The following is a 17632-nucleotide window of genomic DNA, read 5'->3' on the forward strand; positions in this document are numbered from 1 at the left end:
AGCATTAAGGAGAAATCATGTCGCGCAATACTCTGGATACGCTCAAGGAATTCAAGATTTCCAAAGCGCGTAAAGGCGCGTTCCATTCCCTGCCCGCACTGGGCGACAAGCTCGGCGTGGACGTTTCCCGCCTGCCGGTCTCGATCCGCATTGTGCTGGAATCGGTGCTGCGCAACTGCGACGGCAACAAGGTCACCGAAGAACACGTGCGTCAGCTCGCCAACTGGGCGCCGAACGCCGCCCGCACGGAAGAAATTCCGTTCATCGTGGCGCGCGTCGTGCTGCAGGATTTCACCGGTGTGCCACTGCTGGCCGACCTGGCCGCGATGCGCGGCGTGGCCGACCGCATGGGCAAGAATCCGAAGAACATCGAACCGCTGGTGCCGGTCGACCTGGTGGTCGACCACTCGGTGCAGATCGACCACTTCCGCGAGAAGAATGCGCTCGACCTGAACATGAAGCTGGAATTCCAGCGCAACAACGAGCGCTACCAGTTCATGAAATGGGGCATGCAGGCATTCGACACCTTCGGCGTCGTGCCGCCGGGCTTTGGCATCGTGCACCAGGTCAACCTCGAATATCTGGCGCGCGGCGTGCACAACCGTGACGGCGTCTACTATCCGGATACGCTGGTCGGCACCGATTCGCACACGACGATGATCAACGGCATCGGCGTGGTCGGCTGGGGCGTCGGCGGCATCGAAGCGGAAGCAGGCATGCTGGGCCAGCCGGTCTATTTCCTGACGCCGGATGTCGTTGGCGTGAACCTGACCGGCAAGCTGCGCGGCGGCGTTACCGCGACCGATCTGGTGCTGACGATCACCGAACTGCTGCGCCGCGAAAAAGTCGTCGGCAAGTTCGTCGAATTCTTCGGCGAAGGCACCGAATCGCTGTCGCTGACCGATCGCGCCACCATCGCCAACATGGCGCCGGAATACGGCGCGACGATGGGCTTCTTCCCGGTCGACGATGCCACCATCGACTACTTCAAGGGCACCGGCCGCACGAAGGATGAGATCGATGCGTTCGAAACCTACTTCAAGGCGCAAGGCCTGTACGGCATCCCGAAATCCGGCGAGATCGATTACACCCACGTCGTCGCACTGGATCTCGGTTCGGTCGCGCCGTCGCTGGCCGGACCGAAACGTCCGCAGGATCGCATCGAGATCGGCCACGTCAAGCAGCAGTTCGCCGACCTGTTCGTCAAGCCCGTCGCCGAAAACGGCTTCAACAAGAAGGCCGAAGATCTGCACGCAAGCTACACGAATGCCGACGGCATTCCGGTCAAGAATGGCGACATCCTGATCGCCGCCATCACTTCATGTACAAACACGTCCAATCCGAGCGTGCTGCTGACCGCCGGCCTGCTGGCGAAGAAAGCCGTCGAAGCTGGCCTCAACGTCGCGCCGCACATCAAGACTTCGCTGGCGCCGGGTTCGCGCATCGTCACGCAATATCTGCAGGAAGCCGGCCTGCTGTCCTACCTGGAAAAACTCGGCTTCGGCCTGACCGCCTACGGCTGCACCACTTGCATCGGCAACGCGGGCGACCTGACACCGGCGATGAACGAAGCGATCGCCAAGAACGACATCGTGGCCGCCGCCGTGCTGTCGGGCAACCGCAATTTCGAGGCGCGCATCCATCCGAACATCCGCGCCAACTTCCTGGCATCGCCGCCGCTGGTCGTCGCCTACGCGATCGCCGGCACCGTCACGCGTGATCTGATGACCGAACCGGTGGGCCGCGGCAAGGGCAAGGACGGCAAGGAACGCGACATCTACCTGGGCGATATCTGGCCGACTTCGCAGGAAGTCGAGAAGCTGATGAAGTTCGCGATGAACGCGAAGAACTACAAGGCCAACTATGCACAGGTGAAGACCGAACCCGGCAAGCTGTGGGAACACATCACCGGCGTGGCCGAAGGCCAAGTCTACAACTGGCCGGATTCGACCTACATTGCGGAGCCGCCCTTCTTTGCCGATTTCGGCATGGAACCGAAGGCCGCCGTCACATCGATTTCCAGCGCACGCGCACTTGGCGTATTCGGCGATTCAATCACGACCGACCACATTTCACCCGCCGGTTCGATCAAGGATTCCAGCCCGGCCGGTAAATGGCTGACCGAGCACGGCGTGCTGAAGGCCGACTTCAACTCCTACGGTTCGCGCCGCGGCAACCATGAAATCATGATGCGTGGCACCTTCGCCAACGTGCGCATCAAGAACCTGATGATCCCGCCGAAGGCCGACGGTTCGCGCGTGGAAGGCGGCCTCACCCGCTTCCAGCCGAGCGGCGAGGAAATGTCGATCTACGCCGCCGCGATGCGCTACATGCAGGCAGGTACGCCGACGATGGTATTCGCCGGCGAGGAATACGGCACCGGCTCGTCGCGCGACTGGGCGGCGAAAGGCACGCAACTGCTGGGCGTAAAAGCCGTGGTGGCCCGCTCCTTCGAGCGTATCCACCGTTCCAATCTGGTCGGCATGGGCGTGCTGCCGCTGCAATTCATGGGCAACGACAGCGTGACGTCACTCGGCATCAAGGGCGACGAAACCTTCGACCTGAAAGGGCTGGAAGGCAGCATCCGTCCGCAACAGGAAGTGACGCTGGTCATCCATCGCGCCAACGGCAGCACCCAGGAAGTCACGCTGCTGCTGCGCATCGATACGCCGATCGAGGTCGATTACTACAAGCATGGCGGCATCCTGCCGTTCGTGCTGCGCCAATTGCTGGCCGCCTGATCTTTCGTTCTTCCCGCCAAAGCCGCATGCCGAAACGCATGCGGCTTTTTTCGTCTGCCGCCCGGCATCACCCGTTATCCGGCGGCGGCGCGTATTCAACTACAATACGCTTCTTGTCTTTCATCTCCATTCTTCATGCGTCGCCCTTCCAAAAAAAATTCCGGCAGCAAACTTTCCGCCGACAGCCAGCGGCTGACAACATTCTCGCAAGCGATAGACCAGGCCGCCAGCCGTCTGGAAGAACGCTATTGGGAAAACCAGCTGGATGCCTTGCTGCACAAACTGCTGCGCAATCAGCATCAGGATGCGATCGATGCCGCGCTGGATAACCTGTTCAAACAGGAATCCGGCGCCTACGATGCCTTGATGGAAAGCGTCGAGGCCGCCGCCGAATCCTGCACGATCGAACATGACGACACGCAATACGACGTACTGCTGATCGCCATGCCCATTCTTGCCTGGACGCGCTTTTCCATTGCATCCGGCCCGCTTCCTGCCGACATGGCGACGACGCTGTCCGCCCATCTGCACGCGCATGTGCTGGCGGCCGATGTGAAGATAGCGATGTCGCCGATGCTGTTCTCGATCGACCAGTTGCCGCGCACGCACGCCGATACCTTTGCGCTGACCCAGCAAATGGGCCTGGCTGCCTTGAAAGACACCGCATTGAAGTCACCGGTGCGCCAACCGGAAACCGCGCCGTTCCTGGCCGATACCCGTTATCTACTGGCGGCGATCGCTGCGCCCGCCGGCGCGCCCCTGTTCCGTTGGCAGGCATCCGCCGATCCGGCCGAACGCGATCAGGCGCTGGCGCAATGGAATGCGCAAGCCCTGCCCAACGTCGCGCGCCTGTTGCCCGGCTGCGGCATAGAACTGCTGCTGCCGGAAGCCTATTTCGTCGCCTGCCGCGAAGGCGACCGCCTGATTCGGCCGGCCTCGATACGCGCCGCCGTTCACTATCTGACGCATACGCTGGAAATCGAACCTGCAGCCTTGCAAGCCGTCATCGGCAGCTTCGGCGAAGAGGAAAACAACGGCCGCGTCGACGAATATCGGATCAGCTTCGGACTGGCAGGCGACGACGACGTTCTGTACGGCGTCGTCTGGCCACTCTATGGACAGGAAGACGATGATGAGGCATATCGCGTCGCACCGTCGCCAGCATCTGCTGCATCCACAGCATCTGCATCGGAACCTGCATTTCGCAAAACGCCGACCGAGGAAATCGTCGGCCTGCTGGAAGAATGCGGCATCATCCGCATCAAGCGGCTGGCCGAACTGTTTTCGATGGAATTCTGCGACGATTGCGGCTCACCGCTGTTCCCGGACGTCAATGCCGATCTGGTCCACGCGGAAATGCCTGAGGATGCGCCGGCCGGCAACCCGCATCTGCATTGATGCGCATCATGCGGCGATCATGCATTGCCTTTACCGCTTGCCCTTGCCGCAAGGGCTTGCACCTTACCAGGACGTATACGGCCGCTTCAGCAGACTGGAATTGAAGTAGCGCGCATCGCCCGTCACTTCCTCTCCCAGCCAGTCGGGCCGCGCGAACGTCTGCGTTTCGCTTGCGAGTTCGATTTCGGCAACCACCAATCCCAGATTGTCGCCGAAGAATTCGTCCACTTCCCACACCATGCCTTCATGCACGATGCGTGTGCGCGTCTTCTCGATCCGCGGTCGTTCGCAGATATCGTTCAACAGCGCCGCCGCATCCGCCAAGGGAATTTCGTACTCCCATTCGCCGCGGCTGAATCCCTGCGTGCGCCCCTTGATCGTCAGCGTGGCAATCTCGCCCTCGATGCGCACGCGTACCGTACGATCCGGATGCGTCGACAGATAGCCCTGCCGCATCGCCACGCCCTGCGCCAGCGCTTTCCATGCATCGCTGCGAACCAGGAACTTGCGCTCTATTTCCACACTCATTGGCGGCTCCTGCGCAGATGGCCAAGTATCGGCACCAGCATGTCGCGGCCCAGCCGTGCGCTACGCGCACCGTTCCAGCCGACTTCCGGTTGCGGCGCATCCGCATTGTCCTTGAACGGCATTTCCAGCGTCAGCGATACGCATTTGAACGTATGCCCGATATATTTCGATGCCAGTTTCAGCATGTCTTCTCTGTATTTCCCCGACGGATAACCGAAGCGTGTCTGGAAATCCGCGTTCGCTTGCAGCAAATCGTCAATGAAGGCCTGCTGTTCCGCTTTCTGTTTTTCCGAAAAACCCTCCAGCATTTCGCTGCCGGCGACGAATACATACGGCAACCCTTCGTCGCCATGAATATCGAGAAACAGATTGCATCCAGTCGCATGAATGCGGTTCCTGACATGAAAAATTTCCGGGCTGGTTGCCAGCGATGGTGTCATCCATTCGCGATTCAGGTTCGCGCCGGCCGCATTGGTACGCAGATTGCCGTTGATCGCACCATCCGGATTCATGTTCGGCACGATATGGAAAACCGCATGCTGCAATAGTTCACGCGCAACCGGATTGCCGATATCCAGCAACGCTTCGATCATCCCTTCCGCAAACCATTCCGCCATCGCCTCGCCCGGATGCTGGCGCGCAATGACCCAGATCTTCCTGGCTGCTGCCGCATCGCCGATCGTCAGCATGTCCAGGTCGCGGCCGTCGACCGTGCCACCCAGGTTTTCTATGTGCACCAACGGAGAAGCTTGCGCACGCCCGAGCATCGTCAAATGGCGATCCCACGAATAGGGCTCAAAATAGGCGTAATAGATGCTGTCTGCCTGCGGTACATGCGTGATCGTCATCACCTCGCCATCGAACGTCGTCGTCACCCGAAACCAGTTTTCACGATCGTAGCTGGCGACCGCCTGATAATCCTTCCAGCCGTCCGGATAAGTGGCCTCTCCCGCATTCAGCAGGCGCATGATGCATTGCTCTCCACGCGCGCCCTGCAGACGGAAATAAAACCACTGCGCAATATCCGCATGGCTGTCCTTGCGCAGGCGCAGATCGATCTGCTGCGCCAACTCCGCACGCACGGTGTCGACGACGACGATCGCGCCGGCATCGAAGCCGGAACTGATTCTGATGGTCATTGCATCCCTTGCTGATAAAAAGCCGGCGGCGGCGTGCCGTGGCTCGAATAGGAAGACAGAATTGTAGGGGATTTGCCGTGAAGTCGAACTGCTGCTGCCATCAACTTCAGAAGAGAATTGGTGCCGGTATATTTTCGAACCGCCGGCTCCGGTGATTTAGAACGAATTGTAGAGACGGCATCATGCACCAGCTATCGGTCAATTTCTGATTGCGTTGTAGGAAAGCCGGCAGAAAACCGGACCGTTTTTCGCACAACCTTGGTACAGCCCTCACCATCAACCCAAACCGAATTCCCGCAATGCAGAAAGCAATTTCGCATTCCTGTGCCCCGGTCGTGTCAGCTTGCTTAACGCGAAACGCTGCAACTCGTTCAAGTTCGCCCATTGCACCTGTGTAATGGCCGGCAGCGATAATGCATCCAGCGTATCGATCACGTCTTGCGGTACCGTATCTTTCTGCTGCCATGCAGGCGACGGATCGATGCCGGCCTGTTCCACAGCCATCTCGGGATCGTCCGCATGTGGCGCCAGCATCGTGGCCAGACGCGTACGAAAGGTCGCTCGTTGCTCATCGGATGCAAACGGCATTGCAACCAGTTCCTCACGTTCATCGCGGCTCAAGGCTTGCCATGCGGCCAGCGAAATGCGCAAACAGCAAACATCCAGCTTCAGCCGCATGATCATCGGAATCCGGCGCAGCGCATAGCCGCCGTTCTGTTCGAAATCGAAAAGCGTCACCATGCGATGACGCCTTGATGCGGTTCATGCAGGCTATCCGCCTGTCTTGTCGTGCTTGTCGTCGAGATGCTCTCCCAGTTTTTCTTCATTATCCTGTTCCAGATTATCCGCCGCCTTGGCACGCGGATCGTTTCCATAGCCTGTCGTCGCTGGTGTTGCAGGCTTTTCCCGGGATGGTTTTTCGTCCTGAGTGCGCATTATCTTCTCCTTTCAGATTTGTCGTCAGGCCAATCGACTGTAGCAACATCGTTGCAGCGCCGATGTCGGAAGACATGCCCGATCGATGTAGGGATTCGATGCGCGCATATTCCTCTATCCGAAGCCATGCCTTTGCAGGATGTGCTGTACATCTGTGGACAACGCAAATTTCACGAATGCCCTGCCGTCCGCCGAATCGGGCCGCGCCGCAATCCCGTATGTGCTGTGCACATTGCAGGTCTGCGGGATACGTACGATATCCAGCTCCGGTAACGTATGACTCACAATGCGTGCGTTGGTACGATAAGCAATATAGACATCGGCCCTGTCGTCCGTAAATGCCGTGATGTAAGGCAGATACGCCGCCCCCGGCGCCGGCATCGCCGCCCCGGACAGCCGGATCGCCTTGCCGTCGAGCAGAGCATGGAATCCCGGCCGCATCGTATCTGCACGACGGAAAAATTCCCACGTATAGTCGCCCATCGGATCGCTGACCGGCGTCGAAGTCGCCACCCGCACGGATGGCGTCATCAACATATCCAGCACGTTTTCTTCGCATATATTCAGTTGCGGCCGCGCGATCACGCACAACTCGTTGTACGTAAAGACCCTTGACGGGCCCAACAGATTTTTCCCCGCCAGTTCCTCCGTGTGCCCGGTCGAAGCAGAAGCAAACACATCGATCAACATGCCATTTTCGATTTCCTGCCGCAGCTTGCCGGAAGGACCATAACGCACATCGAACGTCGCACCGCCCTGCATCCGATACGCTGCAAGGATTTCGTCCATTACCGCCTGCAAGCTACCGGCTGCAACCAGTATTGCCATATCCGTCTTTCCCTTCTTCATTTGACCGAGTTTGCGCAGTTGTTCGCAGGTGCTAGGTCCTCAATCTCAATCGCATTGCAATCGTTACAGAGGGCGTTGTGGTCTCGGATCGTGCTTTGTCCGTTTCCGCACCGTCAATGCATTCGACTCGGCTATCATGCACGAATAAAGACGACCGGAGACAGTCGCGATGGAATTCCTTGCCCCCTTTGCCCGTTATCTGACCGACAACCGGCTGAAACTCGTCACGGCCGAATCGTGTACCGCCGGCCTGATCGCGTCGATGCTGGGAGATTATGAAGGCAGCGGCGCCTGGCTGGAATGTGGCTTCGTCACCTATTCGCCGGAAGCCAAGCATGCCCTGCTCGGCGTTCTCCCCACCACCATCCGGCAGCATGGCCTGACCAGCGTACAGGTCGCCGCCGAAATGGCGGAAGGCGCGCTCAAGCGCAGCAGCAACAGCGACATCTCTCTCTCCAACACCGGCGTCGCCGGCCCGGACCCAGCCGATGACGGCACACCCGCCGGCACCGTCTGCCTGGCATGGTCGTTTCGCAACGGAGGCATGCAAACCTATACCGAAATGCGCCGCTTCAGCGGCGACCGCAATACGGTCAGAAAATCTGCCGCACGCTACGCCATTGAACGCGCCTTGTTCTATCATCATCTATCGCAGCAAGAGCGCGGGATTCCCTGAAATGCCATTGGAGGAAAAGGATATGCTGACAACAGGCATCGACCCGATACAGCAGGAAATCATGGATGCGTTGAAGGTGCTGCACGCCTTTAATCCTTCCGCCGAAATCGTCCGTCGCACCACCTTCCTCGCCGACCAGTTGATCGAGCACGACAAGCATTCGCTGGTGCTCGGCATCAGCGGCGGCGTCGATTCGCTGGTAGCCGGCTATCTGGCGCAGCATGCCGCCGAACAGACCAAGGGGCACGGCCGTCAGGCCGATTTCATCGCACTACGCCTGCCCTACGGCATCCAGAGCGACGAAGAGGCCGCGCAACGCGCATTGAAACTGATCGGGCCGCATCGCATACTGACAATCGACATCAAGCCGGTCGCCGATGCCATGCTGCAGCAATTACGCGATGCCGGATTGACGTTCGAGAACGCCTATCAGGAGGATTTCATCCTCGGCAACATCAAGGCAAGGCAGCGGATGATCGCCCACTATTCGGTGGCCGGTGCCACCAACGGGCTGGTGGTCGGTACCGATCATGCTGCGGAAGCGCTGATGGGCTTTTTCACCAAGTTCGGCGATGGCGCGGCCGACGTCACGCCGCTCTACGGACTGAACAAGCATCAGGTACAGCAACTGGCACTGGCCTTCGGCGCACCGGAAGACATGGCATACAAGGTGCCGACAGCCGATCTGGAAACCCTGGCGCCGGGCAAACCGGACGAAGAAGCGCTCGGTGTCAGCTACGAACAGATCGACGATTTCCTCAGCGGCAAACCGGTCGACGAGCAGGCACGCGAACGTATCGTCGAACGCTATCGGGCAACCACGCACAAACGAGGTCTGCCGAACGATCCCTACATGACGCCACCGCGAGACAGGATGAGTATTCCAAGCAGTTAAAGTGCGCCATCCTTGAAGAAATCCAGCATAGGTTGCATCGCTGGAGTCTGCTTTCACCCGGCGGATCGATACATCATCGAACCAGCTGCATCTGCAGCGTAATACACATGCATGGCGCAACGTTTTCCATCACCTCGATAGGCACACGCCACGCATGAGAATACAGAGGGGAAATGCATGATTCGCTACGATGCTCTGCTATAATCTCGCGCTTCGGGGCGTAGCGCAGCCTGGTAGCGCACTTGCATGGGGTGCAAGGGGTCGCGAGTTCGAATCCCGCCGCCCCGACCATGAAAAAAGAAAGGGTCACGCTCGCGTGACCCTTTTGCTTTTCCGGCGTTCTGCCCATACGATTGGCAATGCCGTCTATTCTTCTCGCTACTCCACCAGCATTACTTCAACAACTCCAGAATTTCCGTCAGTTCCTGACGAATCGCCGTCAGCTGCGCACTATCTCCACTGTCATCGCGATCGGCATCATCGCCTGCACGCTCTTCCAGGATGCGGCTGTCCAGCTTATTACGCGCACCGCTGATCGTGAATCCCTGTTCGTACAGCAGTTCACGGATACGACGAATCAACAGCACTTCGTGATGCTGGTAATAGCGCCGGTTGCCGCGACGTTTGACCGGTTTCAGCTGCGTGAACTCCTGTTCCCAATAGCGCAGCACATGCGGCTTCACGCCGCACAATTCACTGACCTCGCCGATCGTAAAATAACGCTTCGCGGGAATTGGCGGCAACGCGACCAATTCAGGTTTGTTGATCCGTTCGTTCATTTAATCAGGCTGTAAATCAGACTGCGGATTGGGCGATGAATCAAGAGTATGAAAAGAGTATGAATCAAGCCGTACGGGCGACGGACTTCTGGCTTGCATCCTCGACCATTACCTTAAGTTTCTGGCTCGCATGGAAAGTGACGACGCGGCGTGCCGTGATCGGAATTTCCTCGCCGGTTTTCGGATTACGTCCCGGACGCTGCGGCTTGTCGCGTAATTGGAAATTGCCGAAACCGGACAATTTGACCGATTCGCCACGCTCCAGCGCATTGCGGATTTCATCGAAAAAGGTTTCGACCATATCCTTGGCTTCACGCTTGTTCAGACCAACCTGTTCAAACAGCAGCTCGGCCAGTTCGGCCTTGGTCAGCGTAGGCAAGTCTTTTTCCGCTTGGGAGCGGACCTTGGCCTCCAGCATGGCGCGGTCAAGATCGGCAGCAAGCACGGACTGAAGTTCGGCGGAATTCACGTCATTCATGGTTGTTGTTCCCCGCATGTTCAGGCACGCAATCTGGCGCCATGATGTTTGCCCGCAACGGCGACGAAAGCGGCCATCGCAGCATCGACCTGATCGTCCTGCAGGGTCGATTGAGTATCTTGCAAGGTGAAACGGAAAGCAAGGCTTTTTTCATCTTGCTCCAGTCCTTTCCCGCGATATTCATCAAATAAAACAATCACTTGCAAAATATTGCATGCAGGATTTGATTTCTTTTCGACAATGAATGAATCGATTAACGTCTGCATTTGCACGTCCTGTTTGACGACCAATGCCAGGTCACGCGTCACGGCCGGGAATTTCGATATTTCCTTGTAGGCCGGCACGTCGACGCGCTGCAGCGCTGTCGCATCAACCTCGAACAGCACTGGTGCCAGCGGCAAATCGTATTTCTGCTGCCAGCGCGGATGCAGTTCGCCGATGAAGCCGACCTCGACACCGTCGACCAGTACGCTGGCCGAGCGGCCCGGATGCAGCGCCGGATGTGCCAGACAGGCAAAGACCGGCTTCTTCGGCGCAAACAAGGCTTCCAGATCGGCCTTCACATCGAAGTAATCGACGTTGCGTGTCGGCTGCCCCCACTGCTCGTCCGCTGCCGGACCGTAGGCGATTGCAGCCACGCGCTTCGGTTGGTCGAAGCCGGCCACGGACAAAGGGCCATCTACGCTCTCATTGTTGCGCAGATAGACGGCACCGATCTCGAACAGGCGAATGCGGCCGACCTTGCGATTCAGGTTGTAACGCACGTTCGCCACCAGATTGCCGATCATCGTCGAGCGCATCACGCTCATCTGGCTGGCGATCGGATTCAGCAGCTTGATCGGATTCGCGTTACCGGCGAAATCCGCTTCCCATGCCTGCTCGACGAAGCTGAAATTGACGACTTCCTGGTAATCCAGATCGGCCAGCTGACGGCGGATCGTGAATGACGAACGCGTGTTTTCCGGTGCAATGCGCATCGTGTTGGCTGCGATCGGCGGCAACGCCGGAATGTTTTCGAAGCCGTAGACGCGCGCGATTTCCTCGATCAGGTCTTCCTCGATCTCGATATCGAAACGGTAGGACGGCGGTGTCACCGAGAACACGCCGTCCTGCTGCGCAAACGTCAGGCCAAGGCGCGTGAAGATGTCGGCGATCTGCGCATCGTCCAGCGCCACGCCGACTACCTTCGCCGCGCGCGCGGTACGCACGCTGACCGGTTCGCGCTTCGGCAGGTTGACGATGTGATCGTCGATCGGGCCGACCACGGTCTGGCCCTGTACACCACAGATCTCGACGATCAGCGACGTGATGCGTTCGATGTGCTCGACGGTCGTCGCGAAATCGACGCCGCGCTCGAAGCGATGCGCCGCATCGGTCGAGAAATTGAAACGGCGCGCGCGGCCCTGGATCGCCTGCGGATGCCAGAATGCGGCTTCGAGATAGATATTCTGTGTATCGAGCGAAACAGCCGTCGCGTCGCCGCCCATGATGCCGGCCAGCGCTTCCGCTTCCTTGCCGTCAGCGACCACGCCGATCCATTCGTCGAGCTCGACGGTATTGCCGTTCAACAGCTTCAGCGATTCGCCTTTTTTGCCCCAGCGGATATCGAGGCCGCCATGGATCTTGTCGAGATCGAAGACGTGCGTCGGGCGCCCCAGTTCCAGCATCACATAGTTGGAGATATCCACCAGCGCCGAAATCGATCGCTGGCCGCTACGTTCCAGGCGCTGCTTCATCCATTGCGGCGTCGCCGCCTTCGCGTTCAGAGCGCGGATGACGCGTCCCGAGAAACGGCCGCACAAATCCGGCGCCGATACCTTGACCGGCAGCACTTCGGCGATCGTCGCAGTGATGACCGGATAAGTCGGCGCCTTCATTTGCGAACCGGTCAGTGCCGACACTTCGCGCGCAACGCCGAGCACCGACAGGCAATCGGCCTTGTTCGGCGTCAGTTTGATCGTGAATTTCAGGTCGTTTAGTTGATAGTAGTCACGGAAATTCTGGCCGACCGGCGCATCCGACGGCAGATCCAGCAAACCATCCTCTTCGTCCGGCAAGCCGAGTTCCTTGGCCGAGCACAACATGCCTTGCGATTCTACGCCGCGCAACTTGCCCAATTTGATGTTGAACGGTTTCCCGTCCGCGCCCGGCGGCAGCACCGCGCCGACCGTTGCGCACGCGACCTTCATGCCGATACGCACGTTCGGTGCACCGCAGACGATGTTCAGCAGCGTTCCGGTGCCGGCATCGACCTGGCAGACGCGCAGACGATCTGCATCGGGATGCTTGACGACATCGCGCACCTCGGCCACGACCACGCCGGTGAACGGCGGCGCGACCGGTTCGACTTCCTCGACTTCCAGTCCCGACATCGTCAACAAATGCGCTAGCTCGTCCGAAGTCATGTTCGGATCGACCATCGTACGCAGCCAGCTTTCGGAAAATTGCATGATTAAAACCCTATGCCACAGACTTCACAAAAACGGGAGCGCCGGCGCCATGCGCACAGCGCAAATCGCCATCAGTTGAATTGCTTCAGGAAACGCAGGTCGCCTTCATAGAACAGGCGCAGATCGTTGATGCCGTAACGCAGCATCGTCAGACGCTCGAGGCCGGAGCCGAACGCAAAGCCGATGAACTGCTCGGGATCGAAACCCATGTTGCGCAACACGGCCGGATGCACCTGGCCGGCGCCGGAAACTTCCAGCCAGCGGCCTTTCAGCGGTCCGCTGCCGAAGGCGATGTCGATCTCGGCCGACGGTTCGGTGAACGGGAAATAGGAAGGACGGAAACGCACCTGCAGATCGTCGGTCTCGAAGAAGGCGCGCACGAAATTCAGATACACGCCCTTCAAGTCGGCGAAGCTGACGTTCTCGTCGATCCACAGGCCTTCGACCTGGTGGAACATCGGCGAGTGCGTCGCATCGCTGTCGACACGGTAGGTGCGGCCCGGCGCGATCACGCGGATCGGCGGCTTGTTCATGCGTGCATAGCGTACCTGCATCGGGCTGGTGTGCGTGCGCAGCAGCAGCGGCTTGCCAAGCGTGTCCTTGCCTTCGATGTAGAAGGTGTCCTGCATCGAACGCGCCGGATGATTTTCCGGGCTGTTCAATGCGGTGAAATTGGTCCAGTCGTTTTCGATTTCCGGGCCGTCGGCGACATCGAAGCCGATCGAACCGAAGATTTCCTCGACACGCTGCCATGTGCGCATGACCGGATGGATACCCCCGGTGCCGCGTCCGCGGCCGGGTAGCGTGACGTCGATCGCTTCGGCATTGAGGCGCGCTTCCATCTGCGCGTTCGACAAGGCATCTCGGCGCGCGGTCAGCGCAGCCTCGATCTTTTCCTTGGCGGCATTGATGACGGCGCCCTGCGCCTTGCGTTCCTCGGGTGCCAGCTTGCCGAGGCTTTTCATCTGCTCGGTGATCTGGCCGGTCTTGCCGAGATATTTGGCTTTCGCGTTTTCCAGCGCGGCGGCGTCGGTGGCTGCCGAGAAATCGGCCTGCGCCTGGATGACGAGTTGATCTAGGGAATTCATGCGGCTTGTTTTCGTTCTTGAATGGAGACCGGAAGACAAATGGGAACGTAAAAACAAAAGCGGGACACAGGTATGACCTCTGCCCCGCTCGGATTTGGCTACGCCGTCATGCACCGGCGTACGCGATCACAACACTCAAGCAGCGATGTTTGCTTTCACCTGATTGACGATCGCGGCGAACGCCGGCTTGTCCATGACAGCCATGTCTGCCAGCACCTTGCGATCGAGTTCGATCGAAGCGCGCTTCAGGCCGTTCATGAACTTGCTGTAGGTCAGGCCATGCTCACGCGTTGCCGCGTTGATACGGGTGATCCACAGTGCACGGAATACGCGCTTCTTGTTACGGCGATCGCGGTAGGCATACTGGCCTGCACGCATGACCGCCTGCTTGGCGATGCGATAAACCTTGCTGCGGCGACCACGGTAGCCTTTGGCTTGGTCGAGAACTTTCTTGTGACGGGCGCGTGCGGTAACCCCACGTTTGACTCTAGGCATGATTGCTCCTTAGGTGAGGTTAAGCGGACGGCATCATCGCGCGAACGGAATTCAGGTTGGTGTCATGGACACCGACCGCACCGCGCAATTGACGTTTGTTCTTGGTGGTTTTCTTGGTCAGGATGTGGCGCTTGAACGCCTGACCGCGCTTGACGGTACCACCTGGACGGACACGAAAGCGCTTTTTGGCGCTGCTTTTCGTTTTCATTTTAGGCATGACACACTCTGTCCTTTTAGGGACAGTTCCATTTTATATGATTGCAGGTGGCAACAATTTCGTTGCACTTGGATGCCTGCTTTCACTTGTTATGCAACGGCATGAACCGTTGCCTTCTACCCGCTTGCCACCGAAACGGCAAACCGGTGAATCTTATTTTTTCTTCTTCGGCGCCAGAACCATGATCATCTGGCGGCCTTCCATCTTGGGAAACTGCTCGACCTGGCCAAACGGCTCCAGGTCGGCCTTCAGTCGCTCCAGCATCCGCATACCGATGTCCTGGTGCGCCATTTCACGACCACGGAAACGCAACGTGATCTTCGTCTTGTCGCCTTCCTCCAGGAACTTCGTCAGATTGCGCAGCTTGATGTTGTAATCACCATCATCGGTACCCGGGCGGAACTTCACTTCCTTGACCTGGATGACCTTTTGCTTCAGCTTGGCCTCGTGTGCCTTCTTCTGTTCCTGGTACTTGAACTTGCCGTAATCCATCAGGCGGGCCACAGGCGGCTGCGCAGTCGGCGCAATTTCCACCAGATCCACATTAGCCTCTTCCGCCAACCGGAAGGCATCTGCCAGACTCACGATACCGAGCGGCTCATTCTCCACACCGGTGAGACGTAATTCAGGCGCCGTGATTTCACCGTTGATACGATGCGACTTGTCAGTAGCTATTGCAGTTTCCTTTAAAAATCAAATAATTAAGCCGTGCTCTTGCGCTGTGGGTTTCCCCTTCAGGCTTTGGTTTCCACCTCGGTCTTGAGGCGATCCACCAATTGGTCGACAGGCATCACGCCCAGATCGACATTGCCCCGCGCTCGCACGGCCACTGTACCTGCGTCCCGCTCCTTGTCACCGATCACGATGATGTACGGCAGCTTCTGAACGGAATGCTCGCGTATTTTATAGGTAATTTTCTCGTTGCGCAAATCCAGGCGCACCCTAAACCCTTGTTTTTTCAGGTTTTGTGCAACAGCCTGCGCATATTCGGCTTGGCCGTCCGAAATGTTCAGCACGGCAATCTGTACCGGCGCCAGCCACAGCGGCAGTGCGCCGGCGTAGTTTTCGATCAACATGCCGATGAAGCGCTCAAGCGAACCGAGAATCGCGCGGTGCAGCATGACCGGCACCTTCTTGGTGTTGTCTTCCGCGACATATTCGGCGCCCAGACGCGACGGCATCGAGAAATCAACCTGGATCGTGCCGCATTGCCACATGCGGCCGATCGCATCCTTCAGCGTGTATTCGATCTTCGGACCGTAGAAAGCGCCCTCTCCCGGTGAAATTTCGTACGGATAACCCGAACGGTCGAGCGACGCGATCAGCGCCTGCTCGGCCTTGTCCCACAGCTCGTCGGAACCGACCCGTTTCTCCGGACGCGTTGCCACTTTGTAAATCACGTCGGTGAAACCGAAATCGCGATATACCTTTTGCAACAATGCCGTAAAGGCAACACACTCATCCAGAATCTGGTCTTCCGTACAGAAAATGTGACCGTCATCCTGCGTGAAGCCGCGCACGCGCATCATGCCGTGTAGCGAACCGGACGGCTCGTTGCGATGGCACTGGCCGAATTCGCCGTAGCGCAACGGCAGTTCACGATACGAACGCAGATCCGAATTGAAAATCTGCAAATGCCCCGGGCAGTTCATCGGCTTCAGCGCATAGGCACGATTTTCCGACTCCGTGGTGAACATGTTTTCCTTGTAGTTCTCCCAGTGCCCGGATTTTTCCCACAGACTGCGATCGAGAATCTGCGGCGCCTTCACTTCCTGGTAGCCGTTGTCCTGGTAGACGCGACGCATGTACTGCTCGACCTGCTGCCACAACGTCCAACCTTTCGGATGCCAGAAAATCAGGCCCGGCGCCTCGTCCTGGAAGTGAAACAGATCCAGCTGGCGGCCCAGCTTGCGGTGATCCCGCTTCTCGGCCTCTTCCAGCATGTGCAGATAGGCTTCCTGCTCTTCCTTCTTTGCCCACGCAGTGCCGTAGATGCGCTGCAGCATCTCGTTCTTCGAATCACCGCGCCAGTAGGCACCGGCCAGCTTCATCAGCTTGAACACTTTCAGCTTGCCGGTCGAAGGCACGTGCGGGCCGCGGCACAAATCGGTGAACTTGCCTTCGGTGTACAGCGACACATCTTCATTGGCCGGAATCGACGCGATGATTTCCGCCTTGTAGTGTTCGCCGATGGATTTGAAATAGTCGACCGCCTCGTCGCGCGGCAAAACCTTGCGCGTGACCGGTTCGTCCTTCTTGGCCAGTTCGGCCATTTTCTTTTCGATCGCCTGCAAATCTTCCGGCGTGAACGGGCGCTTGTACGAAAAGTCGTAGTAAAAACCGTTGTCGATCACCGGACCGATCGTCACCTGCGCATCGGGAAACAATTCCTTGACCGCATACGCCAGCAAGTGCGCGGTCGAATGGCGGATCACGTCGACACCTTCAGCATCCTTGTCGGTGATGATGGACAGATCGCTATCCTTGTCGATCAGATACGAGGTGTCGACGACCTTGCCATCGACCCTGCCTGCCAATGCAGCTTTAGCAAGGCCGGCGCCAATACTGGCGGCAACCTGAGCAACGGTGACAGGCGCATCAAATTGACGTTGCGAACCATCCGGAAGGCGGACTTGAATCATGATGTTCTCCGTTTCAGCGCTCGTTACGCTGACGCTAGACTAAATCGATTGAGAAGAAACTGCAGACGAAAAAAAACGCGGACTGGCCGCGTTCTTTTTCTTGTTGACGACGAAAAAATAACCCGACTAGTGCTTGGAAACCGTTAAGGTATTCGTTCGCGGTGTCATAACCGGGATGCCTTTCTCGCTCTTACAGGGATTACCAATTATTCGTTGGTAGGCACGATTGGACTCGAACCAACGACCCCTACCATGTCAAGGTAGTGCTCTAACCAGCTGAGCTACGCGCCTAAAGAAGCGAAATTATAACGGCAGTTTTCA

At 58.2% G+C, this 17632-nt stretch carries 17 protein-coding genes and 2 tRNA genes; 5 read left to right on the forward strand and 14 right to left on the reverse strand.

Features of this window, described 5'->3' with window-relative positions; all coding sequences use genetic code 11:
• Positions 1–17: 17 nt before the first annotated feature.
• Both acnA and IEV40_RS00785 read left to right on the forward strand, forming a co-directional pair.
• Positions 18–2741, forward strand: a complete 2724-nt coding sequence (gene acnA, locus IEV40_RS00780) for an aconitate hydratase AcnA (RefSeq protein WP_188419077.1) — start codon at positions 18–20, stop codon at positions 2739–2741.
• Between the two features lie 135 nt (positions 2742–2876).
• Positions 2877–4139, forward strand: coding sequence for a DUF2863 family protein (locus tag IEV40_RS00785; protein WP_188419078.1), 1263 nt, complete (start codon positions 2877–2879; stop codon positions 4137–4139).
• Positions 4140–4202: 63 nt separating this feature from the next.
• On the opposite strand, the gene IEV40_RS00790 is transcribed toward IEV40_RS00785, so the two are convergent.
• The 5 genes from IEV40_RS00790 to IEV40_RS00810 all read right to left on the reverse strand — a co-directional run bounded on the left by IEV40_RS00790 (position 4203) and on the right by IEV40_RS00810 (position 7591).
• On the reverse strand, positions 4203–4667 hold the full coding sequence (locus tag IEV40_RS00790; RefSeq protein ID WP_188419079.1) for a CYTH domain-containing protein: 465 nt from the start codon (positions 4665–4667) through the stop codon (positions 4203–4205).
• A complete protein-coding gene (locus IEV40_RS00795; protein WP_188419080.1) occupies positions 4664–5806 on the reverse strand; it encodes a M14 family metallopeptidase in 1143 nt (380 codons plus the stop codon). The genes IEV40_RS00790 and IEV40_RS00795 overlap by 4 nt, the downstream gene beginning before the upstream one ends.
• A 276-nt stretch (positions 5807–6082) precedes the next feature.
• Complete coding sequence (locus IEV40_RS00800; RefSeq protein WP_188419081.1) at positions 6083–6547, reverse strand: nitrate reductase associated protein; 465 nt, start codon at positions 6545–6547, stop codon at positions 6083–6085.
• A 30-nt stretch (positions 6548–6577) separates the two neighbouring features.
• Positions 6578–6742: a hypothetical protein gene (locus IEV40_RS00805; RefSeq protein WP_188419082.1), complete on the reverse strand. Its 165-nt coding sequence runs from the start codon at positions 6740–6742 to the stop codon at positions 6578–6580.
• 114 nt (positions 6743–6856) lie between these two features.
• Positions 6857–7591 (reverse strand): substrate-binding domain-containing protein, encoded by a 735-nt coding sequence (locus tag IEV40_RS00810; protein WP_308632357.1) that lies wholly within the window; start codon positions 7589–7591, stop codon positions 6857–6859.
• Between the two features lie 169 nt (positions 7592–7760).
• On the opposite strand from IEV40_RS00810, the gene IEV40_RS00815 reads away from it, so the two are divergent.
• From IEV40_RS00815 to IEV40_RS00825, 3 genes are all read left to right on the forward strand, one after another.
• Entirely contained in the window at positions 7761–8267 is a 507-nt protein-coding gene (locus IEV40_RS00815) for a CinA family protein (RefSeq protein WP_188419084.1), read from the forward strand.
• A 22-nt stretch (positions 8268–8289) separates the two neighbouring features.
• The gene (nadE, locus tag IEV40_RS00820; RefSeq protein WP_188419085.1) at positions 8290–9162 is read left to right on the forward strand and encodes an NAD(+) synthase; all 873 of its coding nucleotides are present in this window, start codon (positions 8290–8292) and stop codon (positions 9160–9162) included.
• 214 nt (positions 9163–9376) lie between these two features.
• Positions 9377–9453 (forward strand) — tRNA-Pro (locus IEV40_RS00825).
• A 101-nt stretch (positions 9454–9554) separates the two neighbouring features.
• Here the strand turns inward: IEV40_RS00825 and IEV40_RS00830 are convergent.
• The 9 genes from IEV40_RS00830 to IEV40_RS00870 all read right to left on the reverse strand — a co-directional run bounded on the left by IEV40_RS00830 (position 9555) and on the right by IEV40_RS00870 (position 17602).
• On the reverse strand, positions 9555–9941 hold the full coding sequence (locus IEV40_RS00830) for a MerR family transcriptional regulator (protein ID WP_188419086.1): 387 nt from the start codon (positions 9939–9941) through the stop codon (positions 9555–9557).
• Positions 9942–10005: 64 nt separating this feature from the next.
• Positions 10006–10359, reverse strand: a complete 354-nt coding sequence (locus IEV40_RS00835; RefSeq protein WP_503826738.1) for an integration host factor subunit alpha — start codon at positions 10357–10359, stop codon at positions 10006–10008.
• Between the two features lie 80 nt (positions 10360–10439).
• Positions 10440–12869: a phenylalanine--tRNA ligase subunit beta gene (pheT, locus tag IEV40_RS00840; RefSeq protein WP_188419088.1), complete on the reverse strand. Its 2430-nt coding sequence runs from the start codon at positions 12867–12869 to the stop codon at positions 10440–10442.
• A gap of 71 nt (positions 12870–12940) precedes the next feature.
• A complete protein-coding gene (gene pheS / locus IEV40_RS00845) occupies positions 12941–13957 on the reverse strand; it encodes a phenylalanine--tRNA ligase subunit alpha (RefSeq protein ID WP_188419089.1) in 1017 nt (338 codons plus the stop codon).
• A gap of 135 nt (positions 13958–14092) precedes the next feature.
• Complete coding sequence (gene rplT / locus IEV40_RS00850; RefSeq protein WP_188419090.1) at positions 14093–14452, reverse strand: 50S ribosomal protein L20; 360 nt, start codon at positions 14450–14452, stop codon at positions 14093–14095.
• Between the two features lie 19 nt (positions 14453–14471).
• Complete coding sequence (gene rpmI / locus IEV40_RS00855) at positions 14472–14669, reverse strand: 50S ribosomal protein L35 (protein WP_188419091.1); 198 nt, start codon at positions 14667–14669, stop codon at positions 14472–14474.
• A gap of 153 nt (positions 14670–14822) precedes the next feature.
• Complete coding sequence (infC, locus tag IEV40_RS00860) at positions 14823–15344, reverse strand: translation initiation factor IF-3 (RefSeq protein WP_188419944.1); 522 nt, start codon at positions 15342–15344, stop codon at positions 14823–14825.
• Positions 15345–15403: 59 nt separating this feature from the next.
• A complete protein-coding gene (thrS, locus tag IEV40_RS00865) occupies positions 15404–17311 on the reverse strand; it encodes a threonine--tRNA ligase (RefSeq protein WP_188419092.1) in 1908 nt (635 codons plus the stop codon).
• Positions 17312–17525: 214 nt separating this feature from the next.
• Positions 17526–17602: transfer RNA gene (locus IEV40_RS00870), tRNA-Val, on the reverse strand.
• Between the last annotated feature and the right edge of the window lie 30 nt (positions 17603–17632).

The organism is Oxalicibacterium solurbis, from assembly GCF_014635845.1.
Classification (GTDB): Bacteria; Pseudomonadota; Gammaproteobacteria; order Burkholderiales; family Burkholderiaceae_D; genus Oxalicibacterium; species Oxalicibacterium solurbis.

What these genes read in the sequence shown, in the direction of transcription:
- IEV40_RS00815 (WP_188419084.1), top strand. Translation starts at nt 7,761, where the DNA reads ATGGAATTCCTTGCCCCCTTTGCCCGTTATCTGACCGACAACCGGCTG.
- rplT (WP_188419090.1), bottom strand. Translation starts at nt 14,452, where the DNA reads ATGCCTAGAGTCAAACGTGGGGTTACCGCACGCGCCCGTCACAAGAAA.
- pheS (WP_188419089.1), bottom strand. Translation starts at nt 13,957, where the DNA reads ATGAATTCCCTAGATCAACTCGTCATCCAGGCGCAGGCCGATTTCTCG.
- nadE (WP_188419085.1), top strand. Translation starts at nt 8,290, where the DNA reads ATGCTGACAACAGGCATCGACCCGATACAGCAGGAAATCATGGATGCG.
- IEV40_RS00805 (WP_188419082.1), bottom strand. Translation starts at nt 6,742, where the DNA reads ATGCGCACTCAGGACGAAAAACCATCCCGGGAAAAGCCTGCAACACCA.
- pheT (WP_188419088.1), bottom strand. Translation starts at nt 12,869, where the DNA reads ATGCAATTTTCCGAAAGCTGGCTGCGTACGATGGTCGATCCGAACATG.
- IEV40_RS00795 (WP_188419080.1), bottom strand. Translation starts at nt 5,806, where the DNA reads ATGACCATCAGAATCAGTTCCGGCTTCGATGCCGGCGCGATCGTCGTC.
- thrS (WP_188419092.1), bottom strand. Translation starts at nt 17,311, where the DNA reads ATGATTCAAGTCCGCCTTCCGGATGGTTCGCAACGTCAATTTGATGCG.
- IEV40_RS00790 (WP_188419079.1), bottom strand. Translation starts at nt 4,667, where the DNA reads ATGAGTGTGGAAATAGAGCGCAAGTTCCTGGTTCGCAGCGATGCATGG.
- IEV40_RS00800 (WP_188419081.1), bottom strand. Translation starts at nt 6,547, where the DNA reads ATGGTGACGCTTTTCGATTTCGAACAGAACGGCGGCTATGCGCTGCGC.
- acnA (WP_188419077.1), top strand. Translation starts at nt 18, where the DNA reads ATGTCGCGCAATACTCTGGATACGCTCAAGGAATTCAAGATTTCCAAA.
- IEV40_RS00785 (WP_188419078.1), top strand. Translation starts at nt 2,877, where the DNA reads ATGCGTCGCCCTTCCAAAAAAAATTCCGGCAGCAAACTTTCCGCCGAC.
- IEV40_RS00830 (WP_188419086.1), bottom strand. Translation starts at nt 9,941, where the DNA reads ATGAACGAACGGATCAACAAACCTGAATTGGTCGCGTTGCCGCCAATT.
- rpmI (WP_188419091.1), bottom strand. Translation starts at nt 14,669, where the DNA reads ATGCCTAAAATGAAAACGAAAAGCAGCGCCAAAAAGCGCTTTCGTGTC.
- IEV40_RS00810 (WP_308632357.1), bottom strand. Translation starts at nt 7,591, where the DNA reads ATGAAGAAGGGAAAGACGGATATGGCAATACTGGTTGCAGCCGGTAGC.
- IEV40_RS00835 (WP_503826738.1), bottom strand. Translation starts at nt 10,359, where the DNA reads ATGCTGGAGGCCAAGGTCCGCTCCCAAGCGGAAAAAGACTTGCCTACG.